This window comes from Cupriavidus sp. UME77 (assembly GCF_014170355.1).
GTDB lineage: Bacteria > Pseudomonadota > Gammaproteobacteria > Burkholderiales > Burkholderiaceae > Cupriavidus > Cupriavidus basilensis.
This window is the reverse complement of record NZ_LZZU01000043.1, coordinates 101,072-125,020: the sequence shown is the minus strand read 5'-3', so window position 1 is coordinate 125,020 and position 23,949 is coordinate 101,072. Positions and strand designations below refer to the sequence as shown.

Here is a 23,949-nt window from a genome sequence, read left to right as displayed (position 1 = left end):
TTCTCCCGGCCCTTGTCACCTTGTTGTCCTGTCCATGTCCCGCAGCCTAGATCTCGCCGAGCCCGCTTTTTCCGCCTCAGGCTTGCCATATTCGCCACGCTACGACGAGGCCTATCACGGTAACGAGGATAGCCTGGAGCGGGCCCGTCACGTCTTCCTTGCCGGCAACGGCTTGCCGCAGGCCTGGGGTGGGCGCGACCAGTTCGTGATTGTGGAGGCCGGTTTCGGGCTGGGGCTGAACTTCCTGGCAACCTGGCAGGCATGGCGAGACGATCCCAAGCGTTGCCGGCGGCTCCACGTTGTGTCGATCGAGAAGCATCCGTTGACGAGCGAGGGGCTTGCCGCGATGCATGTCAGCCTTGGCGCGCAGGCGGCGCTCGAGCCGCTGGCCGCCGAGCTGAGGGCCGCATGGCCGCTGGCGCTGCCGGGCCTGCACCGGCTGGAATTCGAGGGCGGGGCGGTCGTGCTGACGCTGGCGTTTGGCGATATCGACGCCGTGCTGCCGCGGCTGGTGCTGGGCGCGGATGCGTTTTACCTGGACGGTTTTTCGCCTGCCCGCAATCCCGATATGTGGCAGCCGCAGTTGATGAAGCGGCTGGCCCGGCTGGCCCGCCCGGAAGCCACGCTAGCCACGCACGTGGCGGACATCGTCTTCCAGCGGGGTTTGCAAGCCGCCGGCTTCGCGGTCAGCTCTGCACCCGGATATGGCTCGGAGCCACCGATGACCGTGGCGCGCTTGCCTGTCATGCGCGGCACGCGGCGGCAGCCGCCGCCATCCGCCGCGGCGTGGCCTGAGCGGCACGCGATCGTCATCGGCGCGGGCCTGGCCGGCTGCGCGGTCACGGAGCGGCTGGCCGCGCGTGGCTGGCGCGTGACCTTGTTCGATGCCCATGACGGCCCGGCGCAGCTGACCTCGGCCCACCGTGCCGCCGCCATGCATCCGCACTTGTCCTCGGATGACAGCGTCCTGTCGCGCCTGTCGCGCGCCGGCAACCTGCAGGCCCTGCGGACTTGGGCGGGGCTGGCGGCGGCGGGACATGCGCCCGGCTGGCAGGGCTGCGGCGTGCTGCAGACCGGTGCGGGCGTGGAGGATGCGGATATCCAGCAGGCGGCTCTTGCCGCCCTGGGTTTTCCGCAGGCGTTCGCGCGGTGGATGAGCGCCGAGGAAGCGGCCAGCCGGCATGGCGCGCCGGTGCCCCATGGCGGGCTGTGGTTCGGGCAGGGCGGCTGGGCGCCGCCGCCCGAAATCTGCCGCGCGCAGCTGGCGCAGGCCGGGACGGCGGTCACGGCGCGCTATGGCAACCGCGTTGCGCGGCTGGCGCGTGTGGCGGATGGCTGGCAGGCGATGGACGAGGCGGGCAAGGTCATGGCCGCGGCGCCGGTGGTGGTCGTGGCGAACGCGTACGAAGCGCTGCGCTTGCTCGCGCTGCGCCATATGACGATCGACCGGGTGCGCGGCCAGCTCACCACGCTGGCGCCGGCAGAGCTGGCACGCCTTGGCGAATGGCCCGATTGCGTGGTCACCGGCACCGGCTACCTGCTGCCGCGCGCCGCGGACGGCACCGCGCGCATCGGTTCCAGCTACGAGCCGGATGCGCAGGAGTCTGGCGCGCTGGATGAGCGCCCCGCGGTGCACGCCGAGAACCTGGCCCGGCTCGCCGCATTGCTGCCGGCGCTTGCCGGCACGGCCGCCAGCCTGGACCCGGCAATGCTCAGGGGGTATGTCGGCGTGCGCAGCGTCTCGCACAACCGCCTGCCGCTGATCGGGCGCGTGGCCGATGAGGCCCAGGCGGCGCGGGACGCCGCGGCGCTCAGCGGGGCACGCCTAAGGGATATCCCTCGGCTGCCGGGGCTTTACGCGGCACTTGCATATGGCTCGCGCGGCCTCACATGGGCCGCATTGGGGGCGGAATTGCTGGCCAGCCAGATCGAAGGCGAGCCATTGCCGCTCGAGCTCGAACTGGCCGAGGCCATCGATCCGGCGCGCCTGCTGGTGCGCGCCTTGCGGCAGGGGGCCGTGGCAAGCGGCGATGTGCCCGCCGAGCCGGTTCCCGGGTAAAAACTGCCGGAACCGAATGAAAACCGTGCGATAATGCCCGTTTTCCGTTTGCGTGGACCTGCGCCCGGATGCTCTGGAAACGCCGATTTTTGCGCGTGTCCTGCGTGCGACGCGGTTTGCGTGCCGGGTATCGGCATTAGCCGTCGCTTTGCCTGTGTCTTCTCGGGCACGCGAGCGGGGTGCGCTTACGAACACAACAACACTCTGGATTGGATCAACGACCATGTCGAATGTCATTGAAAACCTTGGCAAACTGGACCGCAAGGTGACCCTGGCCATTCCCAAGGCCGAAGTCGAAAAGGAAAAGCTGGAACGTCTGGTTCGCCTGTCGAAGACGGTGAAGATGTCCGGTTTCCGTCCCGGCAAGGTACCGATGAAGATGGTCGAGAAGCAATACGGCCAGCAAGTCGAGTTCGAAGTGCGCTTCGACAAGGCTGCCCGCAAGTTCTTCGACATCACCAAAGAACAAGACGTCAAGGTTGCCGGCCAGCCGAAGTTCGAAGTCAAGACCGACGGCGTGAGCGAAGACGAAGTGGCCTTCGACGCGACCTTCGAGGTCTATCCGGAAGTCAAGCTGGGTGACCTGGCTGGCGCCGAAGTGACCCGCACCAAGACCGAAATCACCGATGCCGAAGTCGACAAGACCATCGACATCCTGCGCAAGCAGCGCGTGCACTACCACACCCGTGGCGAAGCCGGCGAGCACGGCGACGGCGGTGCGGAAGTGGCCGCCCAGAACGGCGACCGCGTGACCCTGGACTTCGTTGGCAAGATCGAAGGCGTGGAATTCCCCGGCGGCAAGGCTGACGACTTCGCCTTCGTGCTGGGCGAAGGCCGCATGTTGCCCGAGTTCGAGCAAGCTGCACTGGGCCTGAAGGTTGGCGAAAGCAAGACCTTCCCGCTGGCGTTCCCCGAGGACTATCACGGCAAGGACGTGGCCGGCAAGACTGCCGAGTTCACCGTCACGCTCAAGAAGATCGAGTGGGCGCACCTGCCGGAAGTCAACGACGAGTTCGCCAAGTCGCTGGGCATCGCTGACGGCAACGTCGAGAAGATGCGCGCCGACATCCGCGAAAACCTGGAGCGCGAAGTCAAGCGCCGCACGCACGCCATGCTGAAGGACCAGGTCATGGACGCGCTGCTGAAGGCGAGCGAGCTGGAAGTGCCGAAGGCCCTGATCGAGCAAGACCAGGAGCGCCTGGTGGAAATGGCGCGTCGCGACCTGGAGCAACGCGGCATGCCCAACGCCAAGGACATGCCCATCCCGGCCGAAATGTTCACGCAGCAAGCTGAGCGCCGCGTCAAGCTGGGCCTGATCCTGGCCGAGATCGTCAAGGCTCACGGCCTGGACGCCAAGGCAGACCAGATCAAGGCCGAGATCGAAGACTTCGCCAAGAGCTACGAAGACCCGAAGGAAGTCATGCGCTGGTACTACGGTGACCAACAGCGCCTGGCCGAGATGGAGGCCTACGTGCTCGAAAACAACGTGGTAAATTTCGTGTGCGACAAGGCCAAGGTCACCGACAAGACGGTGTCCTTCGAGGAATTGACTGCCGAAGGCAACAACCAGCCTCAGCAGGCCTGAGCCTGGCCCGTGGCCGGCGCGCGTGGCGCGTTGGCCGCAGCCTTGTCTCTTACCGAACTCCAGGAGAACTTGCATGACCCGCAATGATTTGCTTGACCGTCTGGCCACCACGCAGGCCTCCGCCCTGGAAACGCAGGGACTGGGGCTGGTGCCGATGGTGGTTGAGCAGTCCGGTCGGGGCGAGCGCGCCTATGACATCTATTCGCGCCTGTTGAAGGAGCGTCTGATTTTCATGGTCGGCGAAGTCAACGACCAGACCGCCAACCTGGTGGTCGCCCAGTTGCTGTTCCTGGAAAGCGAGAATCCCGACAAGGACATCTCGCTATACATCAACTCGCCGGGTGGCTCGGTGTCGGCTGGCCTCGCCATCTACGACACCATGCAGTTCGTCAAGCCGGACGTGGCCACGCTGTGCATGGGCATGGCAGCCAGCATGGGGGCCTTCCTGCTGTCGGCTGGCGCCAAGGGCAAGCGTTCGGCGCTGCCCAACTCGCGCATCATGATCCACCAGCCGCTGGGCGGCGCGCGCGGCCAGGCCTCGGACATCGAGATCCAGGCCCGCGAGATCCTGTACCTGCGCGAGCGGCTCAACACGATCCTGTCGGAAGTCACCGGCCAGCCGGTCGACAAGATTGCCCGCGACACCGATCGCGACAATTTCATGAGCGGCGATCAGGCAGTGGACTACGGCCTGATCGACAAGGTGCTCGCCCGCCGTGCCTGACAGACCGGCCCGGCTGCCGCAAGGCGGGCCGGGCAGGGGCCGGGTGGCGATCCTTCGGGTATCGCCGCGCGGCCGCAACGAAGAAGGCTATACAGAAACGAGGCCTTGTGCCTCGTTTTTTGCTTTTGCCCCACAGCTTGGGGGTCTACCCGCCGCGCCATTTTTTTTGGCGTATGATGCGTTTGAAGCGTATCCCCGCAGCGCTCCGGCACTGCGGCACGCACACTGCTAATGTGACTGATTCCTATGGCGGATAAAAAAGGTTCATCCAGCGAGAAGCTCCTTTACTGCTCGTTCTGCGGCAAGAGCCAGCACGAGGTAAAGAAGCTCATCGCGGGCCCGTCGGTGTTCATTTGCGACGAATGCATCGACCTGTGCAACGAGATCATCCGCGACGAGGCTGCTGCATCCGACAAGGACGCGGGGGCCACGGCCAAGTCCGATCTCCCCACCCCGCACGAGATCCGCGAAAGCCTGGATCAATATGTGATCGGGCAGGAGCAGGCCAAGAAGATCCTGGCCGTAGCGGTGTACAACCACTACAAGCGCCTGAAGCACCTCGGCAAGAAGGACGATGTCGAGTTGTCCAAGAGCAACATCCTGCTGATCGGCCCCACCGGTTCGGGCAAGACGCTGCTTGCGCAAACGCTGGCGCGCCTGCTCAATGTGCCGTTCGTGATTGCCGATGCCACCACGTTGACCGAAGCCGGCTATGTCGGCGAGGACGTGGAAAACATCATCCAGAAGTTGCTGCAGAACTGCAACTACGAGGTGGAAAAGGCACAGCGCGGCATTGTCTACATTGATGAGATCGACAAGATCTCGCGCAAATCCGACAACCCGTCCATCACCCGCGATGTCTCCGGTGAAGGCGTGCAGCAGGCCCTGCTGAAGCTGGTCGAAGGCACCATGGCTTCGGTGCCCCCGCAAGGCGGCCGCAAGCACCCGAACCAGGACTTCCTGCAGGTGGATACCACCAACATCCTGTTTATCTGCGGCGGTGCGTTCGACGGCCTCGAGAAGGTCATCATGCAGCGTTCGGACAAGACCGGTATCGGTTTTGCCGCGCAGGTGCAGAGCAAGGAAGAGCGCGAGGCCAGCGAAGTGCTGCCGCAGGTCGAGCCGGAAGACCTGATCAAGTTCGGGTTGATCCCGGAACTGATCGGCCGCCTCCCGGTAGTGGCCACGCTGGCCAAGCTGGACGAAGCCGCGCTCATGCAGATCCTGGTCGAGCCGAAGAACGCGCTGATCAAGCAGTACCAGAAGCTGCTGGCGATGGAAGGCGTTGAGCTGGAAATCCGCCCGGCCGCGCTCTCCGCGATTGCCCGCAAGGCAATCCGCCGCAAGACCGGTGCACGTGGCCTGCGTTCGATCCTCGAACAATCGCTGATGGATGTGATGTACGACCTGCCTAACTACAAGGGCGTGCAAAAGGTGGTGATCGACGAGAACACCATCACCGGGGATGCTCCGCCGTTGCTGATGTACGAGGAACAGCCTAAGGTGGCTGGTTCGAACTGACGCGAACGCCGGCGCTTATGACGATGCCAGGCCGGCAGCGAGTCCTGAGAGGCCGTTCGCGAAAAGCGAGCGGCTTTTTTTCTTCATTTTCGTAAAACGAAGGGGAGGAAACGGGGGTATGCTGTTTGGACGGGTCTTGCAAGTGCGGGGAGCAGCATTTTGCAACTAGCATCGATTCGTGCGCAAAGGATGTCTTGCAATCGAATCATGAGACCCAATTTACGCCTAAATGACTGACTGGGGAAAATGATGTCCGGAACACAACTCCTCCCGGCTGAGCCGATCCGCTTGCCACTGTTGCCGCTGCGCGACGTGGTGGTGTTTCCGCACATGGTGATCCCACTGTTCGTGGGACGTCCGAAGTCCATCAAGGCGCTGGAAACTGCGATGGAGGCGGGCAAAAGCATCATGCTTGTGGCCCAGAAAACGGCGGCCAAGGATGAGCCGACCGCTGATGACCTCTATGAGGTGGGCTGCATCGCCAACATCCTGCAAATGCTCAAGCTGCCCGACGGCACCGTCAAGGTGCTGGTGGAAGGCACGCAGCGCGCGAATATCCGCGAAGTGAGCGAAGACGAATCGCACTTCATGTGCGAAGCCGTGCCCGTGCCGCCGGGCCCGGTCGAGACCGCCGAGACGGAGGCGCTGCGCCGCGCCATCGTGTCGCAGTTCGACCAGTACGTAAAGCTGAACAAGAAGATCCCGCCCGAGATCCTGACGTCGCTGTCGGGTATCGATGAGCCGGGTCGCCTGGCCGACACCATCGCCGCGCATCTGCCGATCAAGCTCGAGCAGAAGCAGAAGATCCTGGAGATGGTGAATGTCACCGAACGCCTGGAGAGCCTGCTGTCGCAGCTCGAGGGCGAGATCGACATCCTGCAGGTGGAAAAGCGCATCCGTGGCCGCGTCAAGCGCCAGATGGAGAAGAGCCAGCGCGAGTACTACCTCAACGAGCAGGTCAAGGCCATCCAGAAGGAACTGGGCGAGGGCGAAGAAGGCGCTGACCTGGAAGAACTCGACAAGCGCATCAAGGCTGCGCGCATGCCGAAGGAAGCCAAGAAAAAGGCCGACGCCGAATTCAAGAAGCTCAAGCTGATGTCGCCGATGTCGGCGGAAGCCACGGTCGTGCGCAACTACATCGACACGCTGGTCAACCTGCCGTGGCGCAAGAAGAGCAAGGTCAACAACGACCTCGCCAATGCCGAGCGCGTGCTGGATGAAGACCACTATGGTCTCGAGAAGGTCAAGGAACGTATCCTTGAGTATCTTGCAGTGCAACAGCGCGTGGACAAGGTGAAGGCGCCGATCCTGTGCCTGGTTGGGCCTCCTGGCGTGGGCAAGACCTCGCTCGGGCAGTCTGTTGCGCGTGCCACGAACCGCAAGTTCGTGCGCATGGCGCTGGGCGGCGTGCGCGACGAGGCCGAGATCCGCGGCCACCGTCGTACGTACATCGGCTCGATGCCCGGCAAGATCCTGCAAAGCCTGGCCAAGGTCGGCGTGCGCAATCCGCTCTTCCTGCTCGATGAAATCGACAAGATGGGCATGGATTTCCGCGGCGATCCGTCGTCGGCATTGCTCGAAGTGCTGGACCCGGAACAGAACCACACGTTCCAGGACCATTACATCGAGGTCGATTTCGACCTGTCCGATGTGATGTTCGTGGCGACCTCCAATTCGCTCAACATTCCGCCTCCGTTGCTGGACCGGATGGAAGTGATCCGCCTGTCGGGTTACACCGAGGAAGAAAAGGTCAACATCGCCCAGCGCTACCTGCTGCCCAAGCAGATCAAGAACAATGGTCTGAAGCCCGGCGAGATGGAAGTGAACGAAGACGCCCTGCGCGACATCATTCGCTACTACACGCGGGAAGCGGGCGTGCGTTCGCTCGAGCGTGAAGTGTCGAAGATCGCCCGCAAGGTGGTGAAGCTGCTGCTGCTCAAGAAGGAAACGGGCACGGTCAAGGTCGCGTCCGAGAACCTGGACAAGTTCCTTGGCGTGCGCAAGTACGACTTCGGCCTGGCCGGCAAGGAAAACCAGGTAGGCCAGGTGACCGGGCTGGCGTGGACAGAAGTGGGCGGCGATCTGCTGACCATCGAAGCCGCGATCATGCCGGGCAAGGGCAACATCACCCGCACCGGTTCGCTGGGCGACGTGATGAAGGAGTCGGTCGAGGCAGCACGTTCGGTGGTGCGCTCGCGGGCACGTCGTCTGGGCATTACGGACGAGATGTTCGAGAAGCGCGACATCCACATCCACGTGCCTGAAGGCGCCACCCCCAAGGATGGCCCTTCGGCAGGCGGTGCGATGACCACGGCGCTGGTGTCGGTGCTCACGGGCATTCCGGTGCGCGCTGACGTGGCCATGACCGGCGAGATCACGCTGCGCGGCGAAGTCCTGCCGATCGGTGGCCTCAAGGAGAAACTGCTCGCGGCGCATCGCGGCGGTATCAAGCTGGTGCTGATCCCCGAAGAGAACGTGAAGGATCTTGCGGAGATTCCGGACAACGTCAAGAACGCCATCGAGATCGTCCCGGTGCGCTGGATCGACAAGGTCCTGGAACTCGCGCTCGAGCGCAAGCCCGAGCCTCTGCCTGAAGAAGTGGCCAAGCCTGCCGATGTGGCGGACAAGGGCGCTGCCAAGGTCGAGATGATTCATCACTGATGATGTCTCGCTGGTGCTGCCTTAGCTTGCTGGTAGCACATGAAAAACGCCGCGGGTGTCCCCCGCGGCGTTTTTCTATTTTGTCTCCTGTTTCGCCTCCTGTTCTGCCTTCTATTCCGTGCCACTTTGCACAACGTGCAGGTGCATTTTCCGGCCTGTAAAAATGTCTGCGAAGACTACTTGGCAAAACGGCAAAGGCTGTATTACACTTGCGCCCTCGCAACGCAAACGGCAGTAATTACTCTGATATGTGCGCGGCGATGCTTGCAGCATGCAGTGCGGCTGCGGTACGAGCGGGTGCTTAGCTCAGTTGGTAGAGCGGCGCCCTTACAAGGCGTAGGTCGGGGGTTCGAGCCCCTCAGCACCCACCATCGCTCCTGCCGCAAGACAAGCCCGACACACAGATGCATCCTGCAACACCGATTCAGGAGTGGTAGTTCAGTTGGTTAGAATACCGGCCTGTCACGCCGGGGGTCGCGGGTTCGAGTCCCGTCCACTCCGCCAAACAAGCAGTCAGCAAAACGGGCCCTTAGTGGCCCGTTTTGCTTTTTGCGCATCACATCGATTTACCCATTCCGCGCTCCGTTCTTGATCAAACCGGCTCCGGCTTGCAGTGTCCCGCAGCACCCGCCCGGCAAGGGCAGATATGGCTCGCCAATTGCGCCGCAGGGCTGCAAATCGCGTGAAGCCGGCCGCTCCTGATAGAATCCCGGAGTTTGCCGTTCGTACAACCCTTTTCCTGAGTCAGCATGCTTGATTTCGTACGCAACAACCGGCGCTTGATGCTTTTGCTGCTGCTGGTGCTTGTCTTCCCGTCGTTTGTGTTCTTCGGCGTGGAGAGCTACTCGCGTTTCATGGACAGCTCGCACGACCTTGCCAAGGTCGACGGCCGCGCCATCACGGCGCAAGAAGTGGATAACGTGGTGCGTGACCAGAGCGAGCGCATGCGCCAGATGCTTGGCACGAACTATGACCCGCGCCAGTTCGAAGGCGCGCAGGCACGCCAGCAGGTGCTCGACCAGCTGATCCTGCAGCGCGTGGTAGCGGATGAGGTGGCCAAGAAGCACCTGACCGTTTCCAACGAACGCCTGCTCGAGACGATCAGCAGCATTCCCGCCATCGCCCAGTTGCCGAAGAAGAAAGACGGCACGATCGACGACAAGGCCTATGTCAGCCTGCTGGCCCAGCAAGGCATGACGCCGGAGCAGTTCGATGCCCGCATGCGCTTCGACCTGGCCACCCAGCAGCTCAGTAGCTCGGTTGGCGCTACCGCCTTCGTGCCGAAGTCCTTGCTGGACCGCCTGATCGCCATTCGCGACCAGCAGCGCGATGTGCAGGCGCTGCAAATCAAGCCGGCCGATTTCACCGCCAAGGTCAATCCGGATGACGCTGCGCTGAAGGCCTACTACGAAAGCCACAAGGCGGCGTTCTCGGTGCCCGAGCAAGCCAAGGTCGAATACCTGGTGCTGTCGGCCGACGCGCTGGCCGCGTCGACGCCAGTCACGCCCGAAGAGCTCAAGTCCTACTACGACAGCAACATCGCGCGCTTTCGCACCGACGAGCAGCGCCGCGCAAGCCATATCCTGATCGGTTCGCCCAAGGAAGCCCCGGCTGCGGAGCGCCAGGCGGCCAAGGAAAAAGCCACCAAGCTGCTCGAGGACCTGCGCAAGCATCCCGAGACGTTTGCCGACGTAGCCCGCAAGCAGTCGCAGGACCCGGGCTCGGCGGAGAAGGGCGGCGACCTCGGCTTCATGGGCCGTGGCGCGCTGGTCAAGCCGTTCGAAGACGCGATGTACGCGCTCAAGGATGGCCAGATCAGCGACGTGGTCGAGACCGACTACGGCTATCACATCATCAAGCTCACCGGCATCAAGCCGGCCGAGACCAAGCCGCTTGACCAGGTCCGTACCGAACTGGAAGTGGAGTTGCGCAAGCAACTCGCCGCCAAGAAGTACACCGAACTGGCCGACACGTTTGGCAATACGGTCTATGAGCAGTCCGACAGCCTCAAGCCGGCCGCCGACAAGTTCAAGCTGACGATCCAGAGCGCCGACAACGTGACCCGCCAGCCGAACCCGGCCCTGGGCGCGCAAAACCCGCTCAATAACGAGAAGCTGCTCAAGGCGCTGTTCAGCGATGAGTCCGTCAAGAACAAGCGCAACACCGAGGCCGTGCAGGTTGGCCCCACCACGCTGGTGGCGGCGCGCATCGTCGACTACCGCCCGGCCACGGTGCGCAAGTTCGAAGACGTGCAGGCCAAGGTGCGCGAAGGCTATATCGCGCAGCAGGCAGCCGAGCTTGCCGCCAAGGCGGGCGCGGAGCGTCTCGAAGCGCTGAAGAAGAGCGGCGGCGCCGACGGCTTCGGCGCGCCGGTAACGGTCTCGCGCGCCAAGGCCGACGGCCTGGCGCCGAAGGCTGTGGAAGCCGTGATGCGTGCCGATACCGCCAAGCTGCCCGCGTATGTCGGCGTGGATCTGGGCGCCGACGGCTACGCGATCTATCGCATCGGCAAGGTCAGCCAGCCTGCGCAGGCGGATGCCGCGCAGCGCCAGGGTGAGGCGCAGCAACTGGGTCAGATGCTCGGCCAAAGCCAGCTGGAAGCCTTCTATGAAGGCCTGAAGGACCGGGCCAAGGTGAAGCTGCTCAAGCCCGCTACTACCACGGAAGCGGGTTCGGCCAGCGGCGCTGGCGCGCAGTAATACTGCCGCTCGCAGCCATAAAGAGAAAGGCGCCTTCGGGCGCCTTTCTCTTTATGGCAAAGCCGCGGACAACTAGCGCGTGGCCGTCTTGGCCGCCGGCGTTTTCAGCAGCGGCTTGAGCTGCGGCCAGACGGTATCGAGCAGCGTGCCCTGCGCCTGCGCCGTGGGATGGATGCGGTCCGCCTGGAACCACTCTGGCTTGGCGATGACCTGCTCCAGCAGGAAGGGCACCAGCCGGATCTTGTACTCGCCGGCCAGCTTGGGGTAGAGCGAGAAGAATCGCTCGGTGTAGTCCGGCCCGTAGTTGGGCGGGATGCGCATGCCCACCAGCAGCACGCCGGCCTTGGCTTGCTGCGCGCTGGTGACGATGCTGCGCAGGTTGGCCTCGGTGGTCTGCAGCGGCAGGCCGCGCAAGGCATCGTTGGCGCCCAGCTCCACGATGACCACGGCCGGATGGTGCCTTGCCAGCAGGTCGGGCAAGCGCGTCTTGCCGCCCACCGTGGTCTCGCCGCTGATGCTGGCATTCACGACGTTATAATCGAAACGTTCCGCCCGCAGACGCGCCTCCATCAGCTTGACCCAGCCTGCATCGCGGGCCAGGCCATACTCAGCGGACAGGCTGTCGCCCAGCACCAGGATGGCGGGCGTTGCTGCACGCGCCATCGACGCCGTGGCCGGCACCATCGCGGGCAGCAGCGTAGTCACGCATACCGCCAGCGCCAGCTTTCGCCAACCGCACCAGAACTTCTTGCTCATGTCTTCATCCATTCTTGCAGTCGAGTCATTAGGAAAGACCGTAGCCGACACGACAGGTTCGCTGACGATTTTGCACGACGTGTCGTTTTCCGTCACGCCCGGCGAAACGCTGGCCATTGTGGGCGCATCCGGCTCGGGCAAGTCAACCCTGCTGGGCTTGCTGGCGGGCCTGGACCTGCCCACGACTGGCACCGTCAAGCTCAACGGGCAGGACCTGTTCCAGCTCGACGAAGACCAGCGGGCAGCGCAGCGCGGGCGCCATGTGGGCTTTGTGTTCCAGTCGTTCCAGCTTGTCGGGCACCTGAGCGCCCTGGAAAACGTCATGCTGCCGCTGGAGTTGCGCGGGGAGACCGCGGGCGTGCGCGAGCGCGCCGCCGACATGCTGGCCCGCGTGGGGCTGAGCGGGCGCCTTTCCCACTATCCGCGCACGCTCTCCGGCGGCGAGCAGCAGCGCGTGGCGCTGGCGCGCGCGTTTGTGGCCCGTCCCGACATTCTCTTTGCCGACGAGCCTACCGGGAGCCTGGATACGGCCACCGGGGAGGCCGTCATTGCGCTGATGTTCGAGCTGAACCGCGATGCCGGTTCCACCCTGGTGCTGGTCACGCACGATCGCTCCGTGGCGGCACGCTGCGGGCGCATCCTGACCATCGAAGCCGGCCGGGTTGCCAGCGACGAGTGGATGACCGCGCCGGTTTGATAAACCGCTGTGTCAGGCGTTGCCGAGCGCCGCGCGCGCGCGCGCAATCAGGCTGCCGGTAGATGCATCGTGCTGCCCGGCGGCGGCACTTTCCGCATGGTTAAGCTCGCCCTCGATCGGCTTGGCCAGGATCTTGCCGAGTTCCACGCCCCATTGGTCGAACGAGTTGATGTTCCAGACCACGCCTTGCACGAAGGTGCGGTGTTCGTAGAGCGCGATCAGCGCGCCGAGGGTATGCGGCGTGATGTCTTCCATCAGCAGCGTGTTGCTCGGCCGGTTGCCCTCGAACACCATGTGGGCGATACGGATCTCGTCGGTGAGGCCCGTGGCGCGCAGTTCCTCGGCCGTGCGCCCGAGCATCAGCGCCTCGGCCTGGGCAAAGCAGTTGGCCAGCAGCTTGGCATGATGGCCGGGCAGCTGGCGCGGCGGGCGCAGCGGTGCCACGAAATCCACCGGCACGATCTGCGAGCCCTGGTGGATCAGCTGGAAATAGGCGTGCTGGCCGTTGGTGCCGGCGGAGCCCCAGACCACCGGCGCGGTATGGGCACGCACGTGGCGGCCGTCAAGCTGCACCGATTTGCCGTTGCTCTCCATTTCCAGTTGCTGCAGGAAGGCAGGGAACAATTCGAGCGAGGTGGAGTACGGCGCCATGCAACTGGTCGGCATGCCGAAGAAGTTGCGGTACCAGATGCCGAGCATGCCCAGCACCACGGGCATGTTCTGCGCCAGCGGCGCGCTGCTGAAATGCGCATCCATGGCGCGGCCACCGATCAGCAGGTCTTCGAAGGCATCGAAGCCCACCGCCAGCGCAATCGACAGGCCGACCGAGGACCACAGCGAGAAACGCCCGCCGATCCAGTCCCAGAATTCGAACATGTGCGCCGGGTCGATGCCGAAGGTGCGCACCGCCTCCACATTGGTCGACACCGCGGCAAAATGGCTGGCCAGCTGGTCCAGGGCCACGCCTTTGTCGAGGAACCACTGGCGCGCGCTGCAGGCATTGGCCATGGTCTCGAGCGTGGTGAAGGTCTTGGAGCAGACGATCACCAGGGTTTGCTCGGGGTCGAGCCGCTCCAGGCATTCGGCCAGTTCGGTGCCATCCACGTTGGAGACGAAATGCATGCGCGGGCCGTTGCCGGCCAGGTGCGAGAGCGCGCGGCACACCATGCGCGGGCCCAGGTCCGAGCCGCCGATGCCGATGTTGATGACGTCGGTGATGCGCTTGCCGGTGAAGCCGGTCCAGTCGCCGCTGCGCACGCGCTGCGAGAACACGCGCATGCGATCCAGCACGGCGTGGATGGCGGGCATGACGGGCTCGCCGTCGACCTTGAACGTTGCGCCGGCGCCGGCGCGCAGCGCGATGTGCAGGACCGCGCGGTCCTCGGTGGCGTTGATGTGGTCGCCGGCAAACATGGCATCGCGGCGTTTCTGCACGCCGGCTTCATCCGCCAGTTGCATCAGCAATGCCATGGTCTGCGGCGTGATGCGGTTCTTGGAGTAATCGAGATACAGGCCTGCGGCTTCCAGCGAGAACTGCTCGACGCGTTGTTCCGCGGAGCCAGCGACAAACCACTCGCGCATCGGCGTTTCGCGAATGGCGTCGTGGTGTTGCAGAAGTGAGTGCCAGGCGTGGAGGTCTGTGGGCATGCGTACGGAAATCTTTGAAGGACAGCGCGGAAGTACCGTTTCAAGCTTGGTTTTTCGGCTAGATATCATTGCTCCCCGGCAGCCAGCCCGGCTGGCCTTGCGCGACGGTCAGGAGCCTCTCAAGTATAACGCGCCCATCTGGCACGACTCGGCGTTTTGGCGGCAAAAGACGGCATTAGTGCTTCCGAGGGGATCGATCGCCGGGCGCATGCCTTTGCGCGCCGGCGCTGTTCTTCCGTCAGCCGGGGCGCCCGAGCCGGCGCGCGACCGCCCGCAGCGCTGACTCGCCCCCCGCCACGCACACACCGCCCACGCAGATCACCGCCACGCCGAGCGCGGTGATCCAGTCCGGCAACTGGCCGAACGCCAGGTAGCCGATGGTCGTCGCCGACAGGATCTGCAGGTAGAGGAAGGGGCTGAGGAATGACGCATCCGCGTACTGGAACGCGCGAATCACAAAATAGTGGCCAATCGAGCCAGTGATGCCGGTGCTCAGCAGGAGCACGGCTTGCAGCGGCGTGGGTGCCGCTTCGAACCAGAAGAAGGGCACCAGCAGCGTGGTCAGGACGGCGCCGGTCACGCCGCTCTGGATCAGGGTGGTCATGGGCGCGTCATGCGCGGCGATGCGCCGCGTCAGCATCTGCATCAGCGCGAACACCAGTGCCGACAACAAGCCCAGCGCAATGCCGGCCCCGCTCAGCTCGCCGCCGGGGCGCACCACGATCAGCATGCCGACGAAGCCGATCGCCACGCCGCTCCAGCGGCTGACGCGCGCATGCGCGCTCGGTCGCTCGCCCAGCAGCCAGGGCGACAACGCCACCACGAACAGCGGCGCGCAGAAATTCAGCGCCGTGGCCTCGGCCAGCGGCATCAGCTTGAGCACGCTGAAGAACACCAGCGTGGAGACCAGCATCATGCCCCCGCGCAGCCACTGCAGGCCCGGTTTCACGGGGCGCCATTGCTGGCGCACGCGCGCCGGCCCCAGCAGCAGGAAGATCGCGGCCACATGGCCCACGTAGCGTACCCAGGCCACGCCCACCACCGGCAGGCCCTGCTGGGTCAGCGTCTTGCTGCTGGCATCCAGCAGGCTGAGGATCCATTGGCCGAGCACCAGCAGGGCCACGCCGGTCAGCAGCTGGCGCCTGGCCGGCGAGCCGCTGGCGGCCTGCAGGCGGGCGCCGCCATCGGTCGCCTTGCTCATGCCTGCTGCGCCCGCAGCAGGGCATTGAACAGGTCGCGCACCGGCAGGTAGAGCTCGCTCGCGGTCAGGCCGGCGGGGCCGATGCCCTGTGCCACCAGGTGGTCGGCGGCGCGCCCGTGCAGCCAGACCGCGGCCTGCGCGGCCTGCAGCGCCGGCATGCCCTGGGCCAGCAGGGCGCCGATCATGCCGGCCAGCACGTCGCCGGTGCCGGCGGTGGCCAGCCCGGCATTGCCGGTCGGGTTGATCGATAACGACACGCTGCCGAGCGCATCCGGTGGCGACGCGATCACCGTGCCCGAGCCCTTGAGCACGACCACGGCCTGCCATTGGGCCGCCAGCGATCGCGCCGCCGCCAGGCGGTCGCGCTGGATCTCGGCCACGCTGATGCCGGACAGGCGCGCGGCTTCGAGCGGGTGCGGCGTCATCACGCGCACCGGCGGGCCGCCGCCAAGCATGGCGGCAAGCGCGGGGTCCGCGGCCAGCAGGTTCAGCGCATCGGCATCCAGCACCAGCGCGGGCGGCTCGGTGGCGGCCACGCTGGCTTGCAGCAACTGCGCCAGCTGCTTGCGCGCCGCCGTGCCCGTGCCCATGCCCGGCCCGATCACCAGCGCGGACATATTGGTCAGCTCGATCTCGGCGATCGGGTGCAGCATCAGCTCCGGGTGCACGGGGTCGATCAGCGGCGCGGGCTGCGCCAGGAAAGCGATGTGCACGCGCCCGGCGCCAAGGTGCTGCGCGGCACGCGCGCCAAGCAGCGGTGCGCCGGTCATGCCGATGCCCCCGCCGATCACGGCGAGCGAGCCGAATGTGCCCTTGTTGGTGGCATGGCGGCGCGTGGGCAGCGCCGCTGCAAACGACGCCGGCACGTTGACCGTGGCGCAGGCAGGCTGGGCCGGCGGGTAGAGCAGGCCCAGCGGGGCGATATCGACCTCGCCCGCGCAATCGCGCCCGTCGAGCGTGAGCAGGCCGGGCTTGGCACCGATGAAGGTGAGGGTGCGGTGCGCGCGCACCGCTGGCGCGCCGGCGCCGGTATCGGCGAACAGCCCGCTCGGGATGTCGAGGGAGAACACGGGCAGCCGGGACTCGGCAAGGTGCGCGATCCACTGCGCCGTGAAGCCATCGGCGGCGCGGTTCAGGCCAATGCCGAACAAGCCGTCGACCAGCGCGCAGGTGTCCGGGGGAAACGGCGGCAGGGTGCCATGGCAGGCGGATTCCGGTATGGCGTGCAGTGTCACGCCGGCCGCGCGCGCCTCCAGCCAGGCACGCCCGGCGTCGGCGGGCAGGCGATCGGGCTCGGCCGTCAGCCACACCTGGACCTGGCGCCCGGCCTGGTGCAGGCGGGTGGCGGCCACCAGCGCGTCACCGCCGTTGTTGCCCGGGCCGGCCAGCAGCAGTAGCGGGCCCGCGGGCGCGTGGTGCGCCAGCCAGGCCGCCGCCGCGGCGCCGGCCCGGGACATCAGCGCGAAGCCGGGCAAGCTGGCCATGGCGGCCGCTTCGATGCGGCGGATGGCCGCCACGTCGTATAGCGGGATTGCGCTGTCGCTTGCCGCGTCCAGGGGTAGCCACGCATCGTCGGGCAGGGCAGCGGCAAGCGTGGGAGAAGTCGGGGCAGAGCTTTGCATGGTCAGCGTGGGCCTAAGCCGTAGCGGTCGGGGGTCAGGCCATCCAGGTCGATGCCGGGGCGATCGCCTGCGATCAGGTCGGCGGCAATGCGCCCGGAGCCGCATGCCATCGCCCAGCCGGTGGAGCCGTGGCCCAGGTTGAGGTACAGCCCGGGCACGGCCGTGGCGCCGATCAGCGGCGGGCCATCGGGCAGCATCGGGCGGGCGCCGGCCCACAGCGTGGCCGTGCCATAGTGGCCTGCGACCGGGAACCAGTCGCGCGCCACCTTGAGCAAGGTGTTGATGGCCGCGGGGCGCAGGTCGAGCTTGCGCGAGCCGAGTTCGGCGGTGCCGGCAATGCGCAGGCGGTTGCCCATGCGGGTGATGGCGACCTTGTAGGACTCGTCCATCAGCGCGCCCAGCGGCGCCTGCAGCTCGTCGCTGACCTGCACGGTGGCGCAATAGCCTTTGACGGGGTAGAGGGGGATGCGCAGGCCCAGCGGGCGCAACAGCGCGGCGCTAGCGATGCCTGCACTGACCAGCACGCGATCGGCGGTGAGTGTTTCGCGCGCGCTGTGGGCATCGCCGGCAGCGGTGCTGCGCAGGTCAAGCGAGAGCTTGCCGCCCGGCAACGGCCGCAGCGCGCTGGCGTCGCTGTCCATGACAAAGCGCACGCCCGCGGCCTCGGCCAGCACGCGCAGCCGGCGCACGAACATCGGGCAATTGCCGGATTCGTCCTCGGGGAGATGCAGTCCGCCGGCCAGCGGCGTGTCGGTGGTCAGGCCAGGCTCGATGCGCCGGCAGCCGTCGGCGTCGACCAGCCGGTGCGGTACCTTGTGCTCGCGCAGCAGGGCCAGCGCGGGCTCGGCGAGATCCCGGTCGCGCTGGGAACGGAACAGCTGCAGGTAGCCTTGAGACTGCTCGTAGTCGATCTGGAGCTGGCCGCGCAGCGCATGCAGGCATTCCCGGCTGTAGAAGGCCAGGCGCTGCATGCGCAGCTTGTTGATGCGGTAGCGCTCCAGCGTGCATTCGCCTAGCCAGCGCGCGATCCAGCGCCACATGGCCGGATCGGCGCTAGGCCGGAACAGCACCGGCGAGGTGCTGGCGAAGAGGTTGCGCAGCACCTTGCCCGGCATGCCGGGCGCCGCCCAGGGTGTGACATAGCCCGGCGCGATCACGCCAGCGTTGCCGAAGCTCGACTCCTGCGCCGGCGCCGCGCGCCGCTCGACCACGGTTACGTCGAAGCCAGCCTCGCGCAGGTACCACGCGGCGCACACGCCGATGACACCGGCGCCGATGACGATCACATGCATGGCGCTCCGTAGGTTACTTCAGTTACTTCAGCTCTTTTTGCATCACCACATCGGGCAGCCAGGTGACGATCTGCGGCCACACGGTGACGATGCCGATGGCCACCACCATCATCATGAAGAACGGCAGCGAGACCCGTGCTATGTAGTTGCTGTCCTTGCCTGTCATGCTCTGCAGCACGAACAGGTTGAACCCCACAGGTGGCGTCACCTCGGCGATCTCCACCAGCAGCACGATGAATATCCCGAACCATACCAGATCGAAGCCCGCGGCCTGCACCATCGGCAGCACCGTGGCGGTGGTCAGCGCGATCATGGAAATGCCGTCGAGCGCGGTGCCCAGCAGGATGTAGATCACGGTCAGCACGGCGATCAGCGCCCAGGGCGACAGGTGCATCGAGGCCACCCATTCCGCCAGCGCGCGCGGAATGCCAGTAAAGCTCATGGTCACCGACAGGAACGAGGTTGCACCCAGCACGAACATGATCATGGCGGTCAGCCGGGTGGCCGACATCAGGCTTTCCCAGAACGCCTTGCGCGTGAGCGAGCCGCCCACCCACGCCAGCGCCAGCGACGCCACCACGCCATAGGCGGCCGCTTCCGTAGCGGTGGAGTAGCCGGTGATCATGATCCACGTGATAAAGGCGATCAGCACGATGCACGGCATCAGCTGGCGGATCGAGGCGAGCCGCGAGCGCCAGTTGAAGACTTCCGCCTTCGGCGTCTTGTCCGGATTCGACAGCGCCCACACCACGATGTAGCCGGAGAACAGCAGCATCAGCAGCAGGCCGGGCAGGAAGCCAGCCAGGAACACGCGGATGATCGACACATCGGCCGAGACCGCATAGACCACCATGGTGATCGATGGCGGGATCAGGATGCCGAGCGTGCCGGCGCACGACAACGAGCCCAGGGTCACGCGCTCATCGTAGCCGCGCCGGGTCAGCTCGGGCAGCGCCGACTTGGCGATGGTGGCGCAGGTGGCGGCAGACGAGCCCGACACCGAGCCGAAGATGCCGCAGCCCAGGATGTTGACGTGCATCAGGCGCCCGGGGAGCCAGTTCAACCACGGCGAGAGCCCGTTGAACATCTGCTCGGACAGCTTGGTGCGGAACAGTATCTCGCCCATCCACACAAAGAGCGGCAGCGAGGCCAGCGTATACGACGCGCTGGACGACCACCACGCATTGGCCAGGTTGACCAGCGCATCGCGATCGGCAAACACCACCAGCCCCACCCAGGAGGTGACGGCAATGGCCACGGGAATCCACGCGCCGATGACCAGGAAGCCGATCATCACCACCAGCAGGATCAGGGAAATGAGGACGGTGCTCATCAGACGGTCTCCCCGAAATCGCCGGCGGCCAGCTTGGCTTCCTGCGCCAGCTGGTAACGCGGCTTTTGCTTGCGCGCCACGCGTGACAGTTCGTCCAGCACCGCCAGCATGAAGCCGGCGCAGCCCAGCACCGCAAAGCTCTGCGGAATCCACAGCGGCACCACGATCTGGCCCTGCGACACATCGCCGATCTCCCAGCTCGCCCAGGCGAAGCTGAACAAGGCCCAGGTCGCGTAGGCGGCGAACACCGCGCAGATGGTCAGCGAGATCAGCTCCAGCCACCAGCGCACGCGCGGCTTGACGGCCTCCAGCAGCATTTCCACGCGGACGATGCCGCCGTGCTGGAAGGTCTGGCCGAGCACGAGAAAGGCGGAGGCGGCGCACAGCCACGCAACGATGTCGTCGCCGCCCTTGAAGATAAACGTGGTCTCGCGCGAGAACGACATCAGGATCATGATGAGGCAGACCCCGAGGATGCATAGCGCGCCGAGCACGGCAAACAGGTCAAGCAGCCGGTCCAGCCAGCGCTTGTTGACGGAAGTGGCTTCCATGGCGAGTGGGGAGGGTTGATGCGGTGAAAAAGAGGGAGCGGGAGACTTGCGGCAGCAGGGCCACGGCGGCGGGCAACGCCGCCGTGGCCGGATACGGATCGCTTGCTTCTCGCTAGGGCACTGACGGCGGCGCCAACTACAGCGCCAACGACGGCAACGACGGCAACGACGGCAACGCCTACTTCTTGTATGCGTCCAGGATGGCCTTGCCGTCGTCGCCGGCGCCCTTGGCCCATTCTTCCACCATCACCTGGCCAAGCTTCTGCATGTCCTGCTTCAACTGGGGCGAGGGCGGCTGCACCGTCATGCCGTTCTTGCCGAGCACGGCCAGGTATTCACGTGTCTTTTGCTCCGAGATCTGCCAGCCGCGCTTCTCGGCTTCGGCCACCGTCTTGAGCAGGGCGTCCTGGGTTGGCTTGTCCAGCGCGGCAAAGGACTTCTTGCTGACCACCAGCATGTTCTTCGGCAGCCAGGCATCGACGGTGTAGAAGTACTTCACGCTCTCCCAGACCTTGGTGTCCACGCCCGTGGCGCCCGAGGACATGAACGAATTGACGGTGCCGGTGGCGAGCGCCTGCGCCAGGTCGGCAGCCTGGATGGTCACCGGCTGCGCGCCCACCAGTTCGGCGATCTTGGAAGTGGCGGGGTTATACGCGCGCCACTTCAGGCCCTTCATGTCGGCCGCGGTGTTGATCGGCTTGTTGGCGTAGATGCCTTGCGGCGGCCAGGCCACCGCGTACAGCAGCTTCATGCCTTGCTTGTCCAGCACCTTGTCGGTGACCGCGCGCGAGGCCTGCCACAGCTTGTAGGAGTCCTGGTAGCTGGTCGCCAGGAAGGGCACCGCATCCACGCCGAATACCGGGTTCTCGTTGGCCAGCAGAGACATCAGGATCTCGCCCATCTGCACCTGGCCGGTCTGCACGCCGCGCTTGATCTCGTTGGCCTTGAGCAGTGAGCCGTTGGGATGGATCACGATCTTGAGCTTGCCGCCCGTGGCCTTCTCCACGTCGGTGGCCATCTGCTGCAGGTTTTCGGTGTGGAGGTTGCTCACCGGGTAGCCGGTTGGCAGGTCCCACTTGGTATCCGCCCGCGCGGCCGACGTCATCACGGCGGAGGTGGCAAGCACCCCGCCCAGCAACATGCACTTCAGTGTGGCCTTCCCTTGCATCGATCTCTCCTGGTTGGTCGTTGCGGCTACGTATGTCTTGGTTTTTGTTCTGAAGTCGTCTTGCCCGCACCACCTGGCTCAGGGGTGGCGCGGGTTACCTCGGTCTGGCCCCGGCGCCTCAGGCGGCCGGCTTGATGATGGATTCCAATGCAATTGCCGTGCCCAGCAGTTGCGCGTCGCGCAGTGCACCGTGCGAGAGCATCAGGCCCACGGGCAACTCGTCCGGCTGGTGGCAGGGCAGCGAGATGGAGCAGCCATCGAGGAAATTGAACGCTGAAGTATTGCGCAGCAGCAGGGCGTTGGTACGGAAGAACAGCGCGTCGTCCGCCACCAGCGGGGCGATCGGCGGCGCCACCATCGGCACGGTGGGGCAGGCCACGGCATCGAAGCCTTCGATGCGGGCCGCAACCCGCGCGATCCAGTCGAGGCGGGCGCGCATCAGGTCCACATAATCGGCCGCGCTCATGGCCGCGCCGCGGTCGATGCGCGAGGCGACGCGCGGATCGTATTGCTCGCGCCGCGTGGCCAGCACGTGGCGGTGGATGGCATGCGCCTCGGCGGCGGTGAAGCCGCCGCCGGCGTTGATGGTGGCCAGCTCGGCCAGCTCCGGCAGGTCGATGTGCTCGATCTGCACGCCGGCCGCGGACAGCCGGCCGAGGGCGCGGTCGAACGCGCGCGCCACGGTGTCATCGAGGTCGTCGAGCAGGACCTGGCGCGGGATGGCCAGGCGGATGCCCGCCGCGGCCTTGATGGTGGGGAGCACCGCCTGGTCGGCGATCACGCTGTCCACGAGCACGCAATCCTGCACCGTGCGCGCCATGGCGCAGGCGGTGTCCAGCGTATAGGAGAGCGGGAAGGCGCCATCCAGCGGCACGCGCCGGGCGGTCGGCTTGAAGCCGGTCAGCCCGCACAGGGCGGCCGGGATGCGGATGGAGCCGCCGGTGTCGCTGCCCAGCCCCGCCACCGCCAGGCCCAGCGCCACGGACACCGCGGCGCCTGACGACGAGCCGCCGGGAATGCGCGCGACCTGCTTGTCCGCGGGGTTCACCGGCGTGCCGAAATGCGGGTTGATGCCCACCCCCGAGAAGGCGAACTCGGTCATGTTGGTGCGCCCGACCAGCGCCGCGCCGCTCTCGCGCAACCGGCGCACCACCGTGGCATCGGTCGTGGCCGCCAGCGCGTCGCTGCGCACCGGCGAGCCGGCGCGCGAGGCTTCGCCGGCGATGTTGAACAGGTCCTTGACCGAGACCGGCAGGCCTGCCAGCGGATGCAGCGGCTTGCCCGCCCGGCAGGCCGCATCGGCGGCCCTGGCGACCTGCGCGGCGGTGTCGAAGGTGGTGTGCAGGAACACGGCGTGTGCGTCCGGCTGTTGGGCGTGCTGCGCAGCCTGCTCGATCACGTCGGCGCGGGAGGTCGCGCCATCGCGAAGTTTTGTCTGTAATGTATGGATATCCGTGGGCATGGGGCTCGCGATCAGTCGCGCTCAGGAGGGGTCCGATCGAGTCTATCCAGTGCGTCCGCGCTGCGCAACCAGCCCGAGGCGGGGCACGCCTGCGTCCCCGCGATAGTGCGCAACCCGCGCTCCCCGCCCTTTTTTCGTGCAGAATCCACGGTGACATCCCCGATGTTTTGCTTGGATTTATTTCGTGTTTATCCTCATAATTTGTTAATAAACTGTCAAGCCAAATATGGTGGCCGGGACATCGGGGATACACCTAGTCATCCTTGTCGTTCCGTGCGTACACCAACCCCTGAAAGGAGTGAAGACATGGCGCGTAGGCCAGCAACTCAGCCAGCAACTCAGCCAGCAACTCAGCCAGCAACTCAGCCATCAAGCGAGCCAGTAGCCGATCACGCCGAGGGTGGCCAAACGCCCGCCAGAGCCGCGGCCAGCGCGCTGGCGCATCCGTCGGGCCCCAATATCGTTTCGTCTTCGCACCTGGTGTCGGAGCGCAGCCCGGAGCTGTCGGAGTTCGAGTTCGGCCTGAACACGGCCTACAACGCATACAGCCGCTGGGTGGTGCGCTGCATGGGCGCCTCCGGCGTGCGCGACCTGACCTTCCTGGACGTGCTGGTGCTGCATCACGTCAACCACCGGGCGCGCCCCAAGCGGCTCGCCGATATCTGCTTCGTGCTCAACGTCGAGGATACCCACCTGGTCACCTACGCGCTCAAGAAGCTGCAGGGCCTGGCGCTGGTGGAGGGCGAGCGCATCGGCAAGGAGGCCACCTACATCACCACCCCAGCCGGCACCGAGGCCTGCGCGCGCTACCGCGAGATCCGCGAGCAATGCCTGACCAGCAATTTCTCCGCCGGCAGTGCCGAGAACGTGGAGATCGGCGAGCTGGCACGGCTGCTGCGTGTGCTGACCGGCCTGTACGAGCAGGCCGCACGCTCGGCAACATCCCTGTAGCAACAAGGACACCGCGCGCG

Annotated in this window: 17 protein-coding genes and 2 tRNA genes; 10 read left to right on the top strand and 9 right to left on the bottom strand. The window is 65.7% G+C overall.

All coding sequences use genetic code 11. From position 1 onward, the window contains the following. Positions 1 to 34 precede the first annotated feature (34 nt). The 8 genes from mnmC (at position 35) to A9975_RS15680 (ending at position 11,249) form a co-directional block, all read left to right on the top strand. On the top strand, positions 35 to 2,059 hold the full coding sequence (mnmC, locus tag A9975_RS15715) for a bifunctional tRNA (5-methylaminomethyl-2-thiouridine)(34)-methyltransferase MnmD/FAD-dependent 5-carboxymethylaminomethyl-2-thiouridine(34) oxidoreductase MnmC (RefSeq protein WP_183033619.1): 2,025 nt from the start codon (positions 35 to 37) through the stop codon (positions 2,057 to 2,059). Between the two features lie 223 nt (positions 2,060 to 2,282). After that, positions 2,283 to 3,644, top strand: coding sequence for a trigger factor (gene tig / locus A9975_RS15710; RefSeq protein ID WP_183033617.1), 1,362 nt, complete (start codon positions 2,283 to 2,285; stop codon positions 3,642 to 3,644). A gap of 73 nt (positions 3,645 to 3,717) precedes the next feature. Continuing rightward, positions 3,718 to 4,368, top strand: a complete 651-nt coding sequence (gene clpP, locus A9975_RS15705) for an ATP-dependent Clp endopeptidase proteolytic subunit ClpP (RefSeq protein WP_183033615.1) — start codon at positions 3,718 to 3,720, stop codon at positions 4,366 to 4,368. Positions 4,369 to 4,614: 246 nt separating this feature from the next. Further along, positions 4,615 to 5,889 (top strand): ATP-dependent Clp protease ATP-binding subunit ClpX, encoded by a 1,275-nt coding sequence (clpX, locus tag A9975_RS15700; protein WP_043345921.1) that lies wholly within the window; start codon positions 4,615 to 4,617, stop codon positions 5,887 to 5,889. Positions 5,890 to 6,138: 249 nt separating this feature from the next. After that, a complete protein-coding gene (lon, locus tag A9975_RS15695) occupies positions 6,139 to 8,550 on the top strand; it encodes an endopeptidase La (RefSeq protein WP_043351692.1) in 2,412 nt (803 codons plus the stop codon). Between the two features lie 295 nt (positions 8,551 to 8,845). Further along, positions 8,846 to 8,921 (top strand) — tRNA-Val (locus A9975_RS15690). A 56-nt stretch (positions 8,922 to 8,977) separates the two neighbouring features. After that, positions 8,978 to 9,054 (top strand) — tRNA-Asp (locus A9975_RS15685). Between the two features lie 245 nt (positions 9,055 to 9,299). After that, positions 9,300 to 11,249 carry a SurA N-terminal domain-containing protein gene (locus A9975_RS15680; protein WP_183033614.1) on the top strand — a complete coding sequence of 650 codons (1,950 nt, stop codon included), beginning with the start codon at positions 9,300 to 9,302 and terminating at the stop codon, positions 11,247 to 11,249. A gap of 72 nt (positions 11,250 to 11,321) precedes the next feature. On the opposite strand, the gene A9975_RS15675 is transcribed toward A9975_RS15680, so the two are convergent. Continuing rightward, positions 11,322 to 12,005, bottom strand: a complete 684-nt coding sequence (locus A9975_RS15675) for an arylesterase (protein WP_183033611.1) — start codon at positions 12,003 to 12,005, stop codon at positions 11,322 to 11,324. On the opposite strand from A9975_RS15675, the gene A9975_RS15670 reads away from it, so the two are divergent. Beyond that, the gene (locus A9975_RS15670; RefSeq protein ID WP_006160846.1) at positions 12,004 to 12,702 is read left to right on the top strand and encodes an ABC transporter ATP-binding protein; all 699 of its coding nucleotides are present in this window, start codon (positions 12,004 to 12,006) and stop codon (positions 12,700 to 12,702) included. The two genes, A9975_RS15675 and A9975_RS15670, sit on opposite strands and share 2 nt — an antisense overlap. A gap of 12 nt (positions 12,703 to 12,714) precedes the next feature. Here the strand turns inward: A9975_RS15670 and pgi are convergent, their stop codons facing one another. From pgi to A9975_RS15630, 8 genes are all read right to left on the bottom strand, one after another. After that, positions 12,715 to 14,349, bottom strand: coding sequence for a glucose-6-phosphate isomerase (gene pgi, locus A9975_RS15665; protein WP_183033609.1), 1,635 nt, complete (start codon positions 14,347 to 14,349; stop codon positions 12,715 to 12,717). Between the two features lie 238 nt (positions 14,350 to 14,587). Further along, positions 14,588 to 15,550, bottom strand: a complete 963-nt coding sequence (locus A9975_RS15660) for a DMT family transporter (protein ID WP_183033607.1) — start codon at positions 15,548 to 15,550, stop codon at positions 14,588 to 14,590. Next, positions 15,547 to 17,172, bottom strand: a complete 1,626-nt coding sequence (locus A9975_RS15655) for an NAD(P)H-hydrate dehydratase (protein WP_183033605.1) — start codon at positions 17,170 to 17,172, stop codon at positions 15,547 to 15,549. Before A9975_RS15655 ends, A9975_RS15660 begins: the two co-directional genes overlap by 4 nt. A gap of 2 nt (positions 17,173 to 17,174) precedes the next feature. Next, positions 17,175 to 18,464 carry a D-amino acid dehydrogenase gene (locus A9975_RS15650; RefSeq protein WP_183033603.1) on the bottom strand — a complete coding sequence of 430 codons (1,290 nt, stop codon included), beginning with the start codon at positions 18,462 to 18,464 and terminating at the stop codon, positions 17,175 to 17,177. Positions 18,465 to 18,486: 22 nt separating this feature from the next. After that, positions 18,487 to 19,797 (bottom strand): TRAP transporter large permease, encoded by a 1,311-nt coding sequence (locus tag A9975_RS15645; protein ID WP_150985769.1) that lies wholly within the window; start codon positions 19,795 to 19,797, stop codon positions 18,487 to 18,489. Then, a complete protein-coding gene (locus tag A9975_RS15640) occupies positions 19,797 to 20,348 on the bottom strand; it encodes a TRAP transporter small permease subunit (protein WP_183033601.1) in 552 nt (183 codons plus the stop codon). The genes A9975_RS15645 and A9975_RS15640 overlap by 1 nt, the downstream gene beginning before the upstream one ends. 178 nt (positions 20,349 to 20,526) lie before the next feature. Beyond that, complete coding sequence (locus A9975_RS15635) at positions 20,527 to 21,489, bottom strand: TRAP transporter substrate-binding protein (protein WP_150985914.1); 963 nt, start codon at positions 21,487 to 21,489, stop codon at positions 20,527 to 20,529. Positions 21,490 to 21,634: 145 nt separating this feature from the next. Beyond that, positions 21,635 to 22,978, bottom strand: coding sequence for an amidase (locus A9975_RS15630; RefSeq protein WP_183033600.1), 1,344 nt, complete (start codon positions 22,976 to 22,978; stop codon positions 21,635 to 21,637). A 306-nt stretch (positions 22,979 to 23,284) separates the two neighbouring features. Here A9975_RS15630 and A9975_RS15625 point away from each other — a divergent pair, with 306 nt between their 5' ends. After that, the gene (locus A9975_RS15625; protein ID WP_183033598.1) at positions 23,285 to 23,929 is read left to right on the top strand and encodes a winged helix DNA-binding protein; all 645 of its coding nucleotides are present in this window, start codon (positions 23,285 to 23,287) and stop codon (positions 23,927 to 23,929) included. Positions 23,930 to 23,949 lie beyond the last annotated feature (20 nt).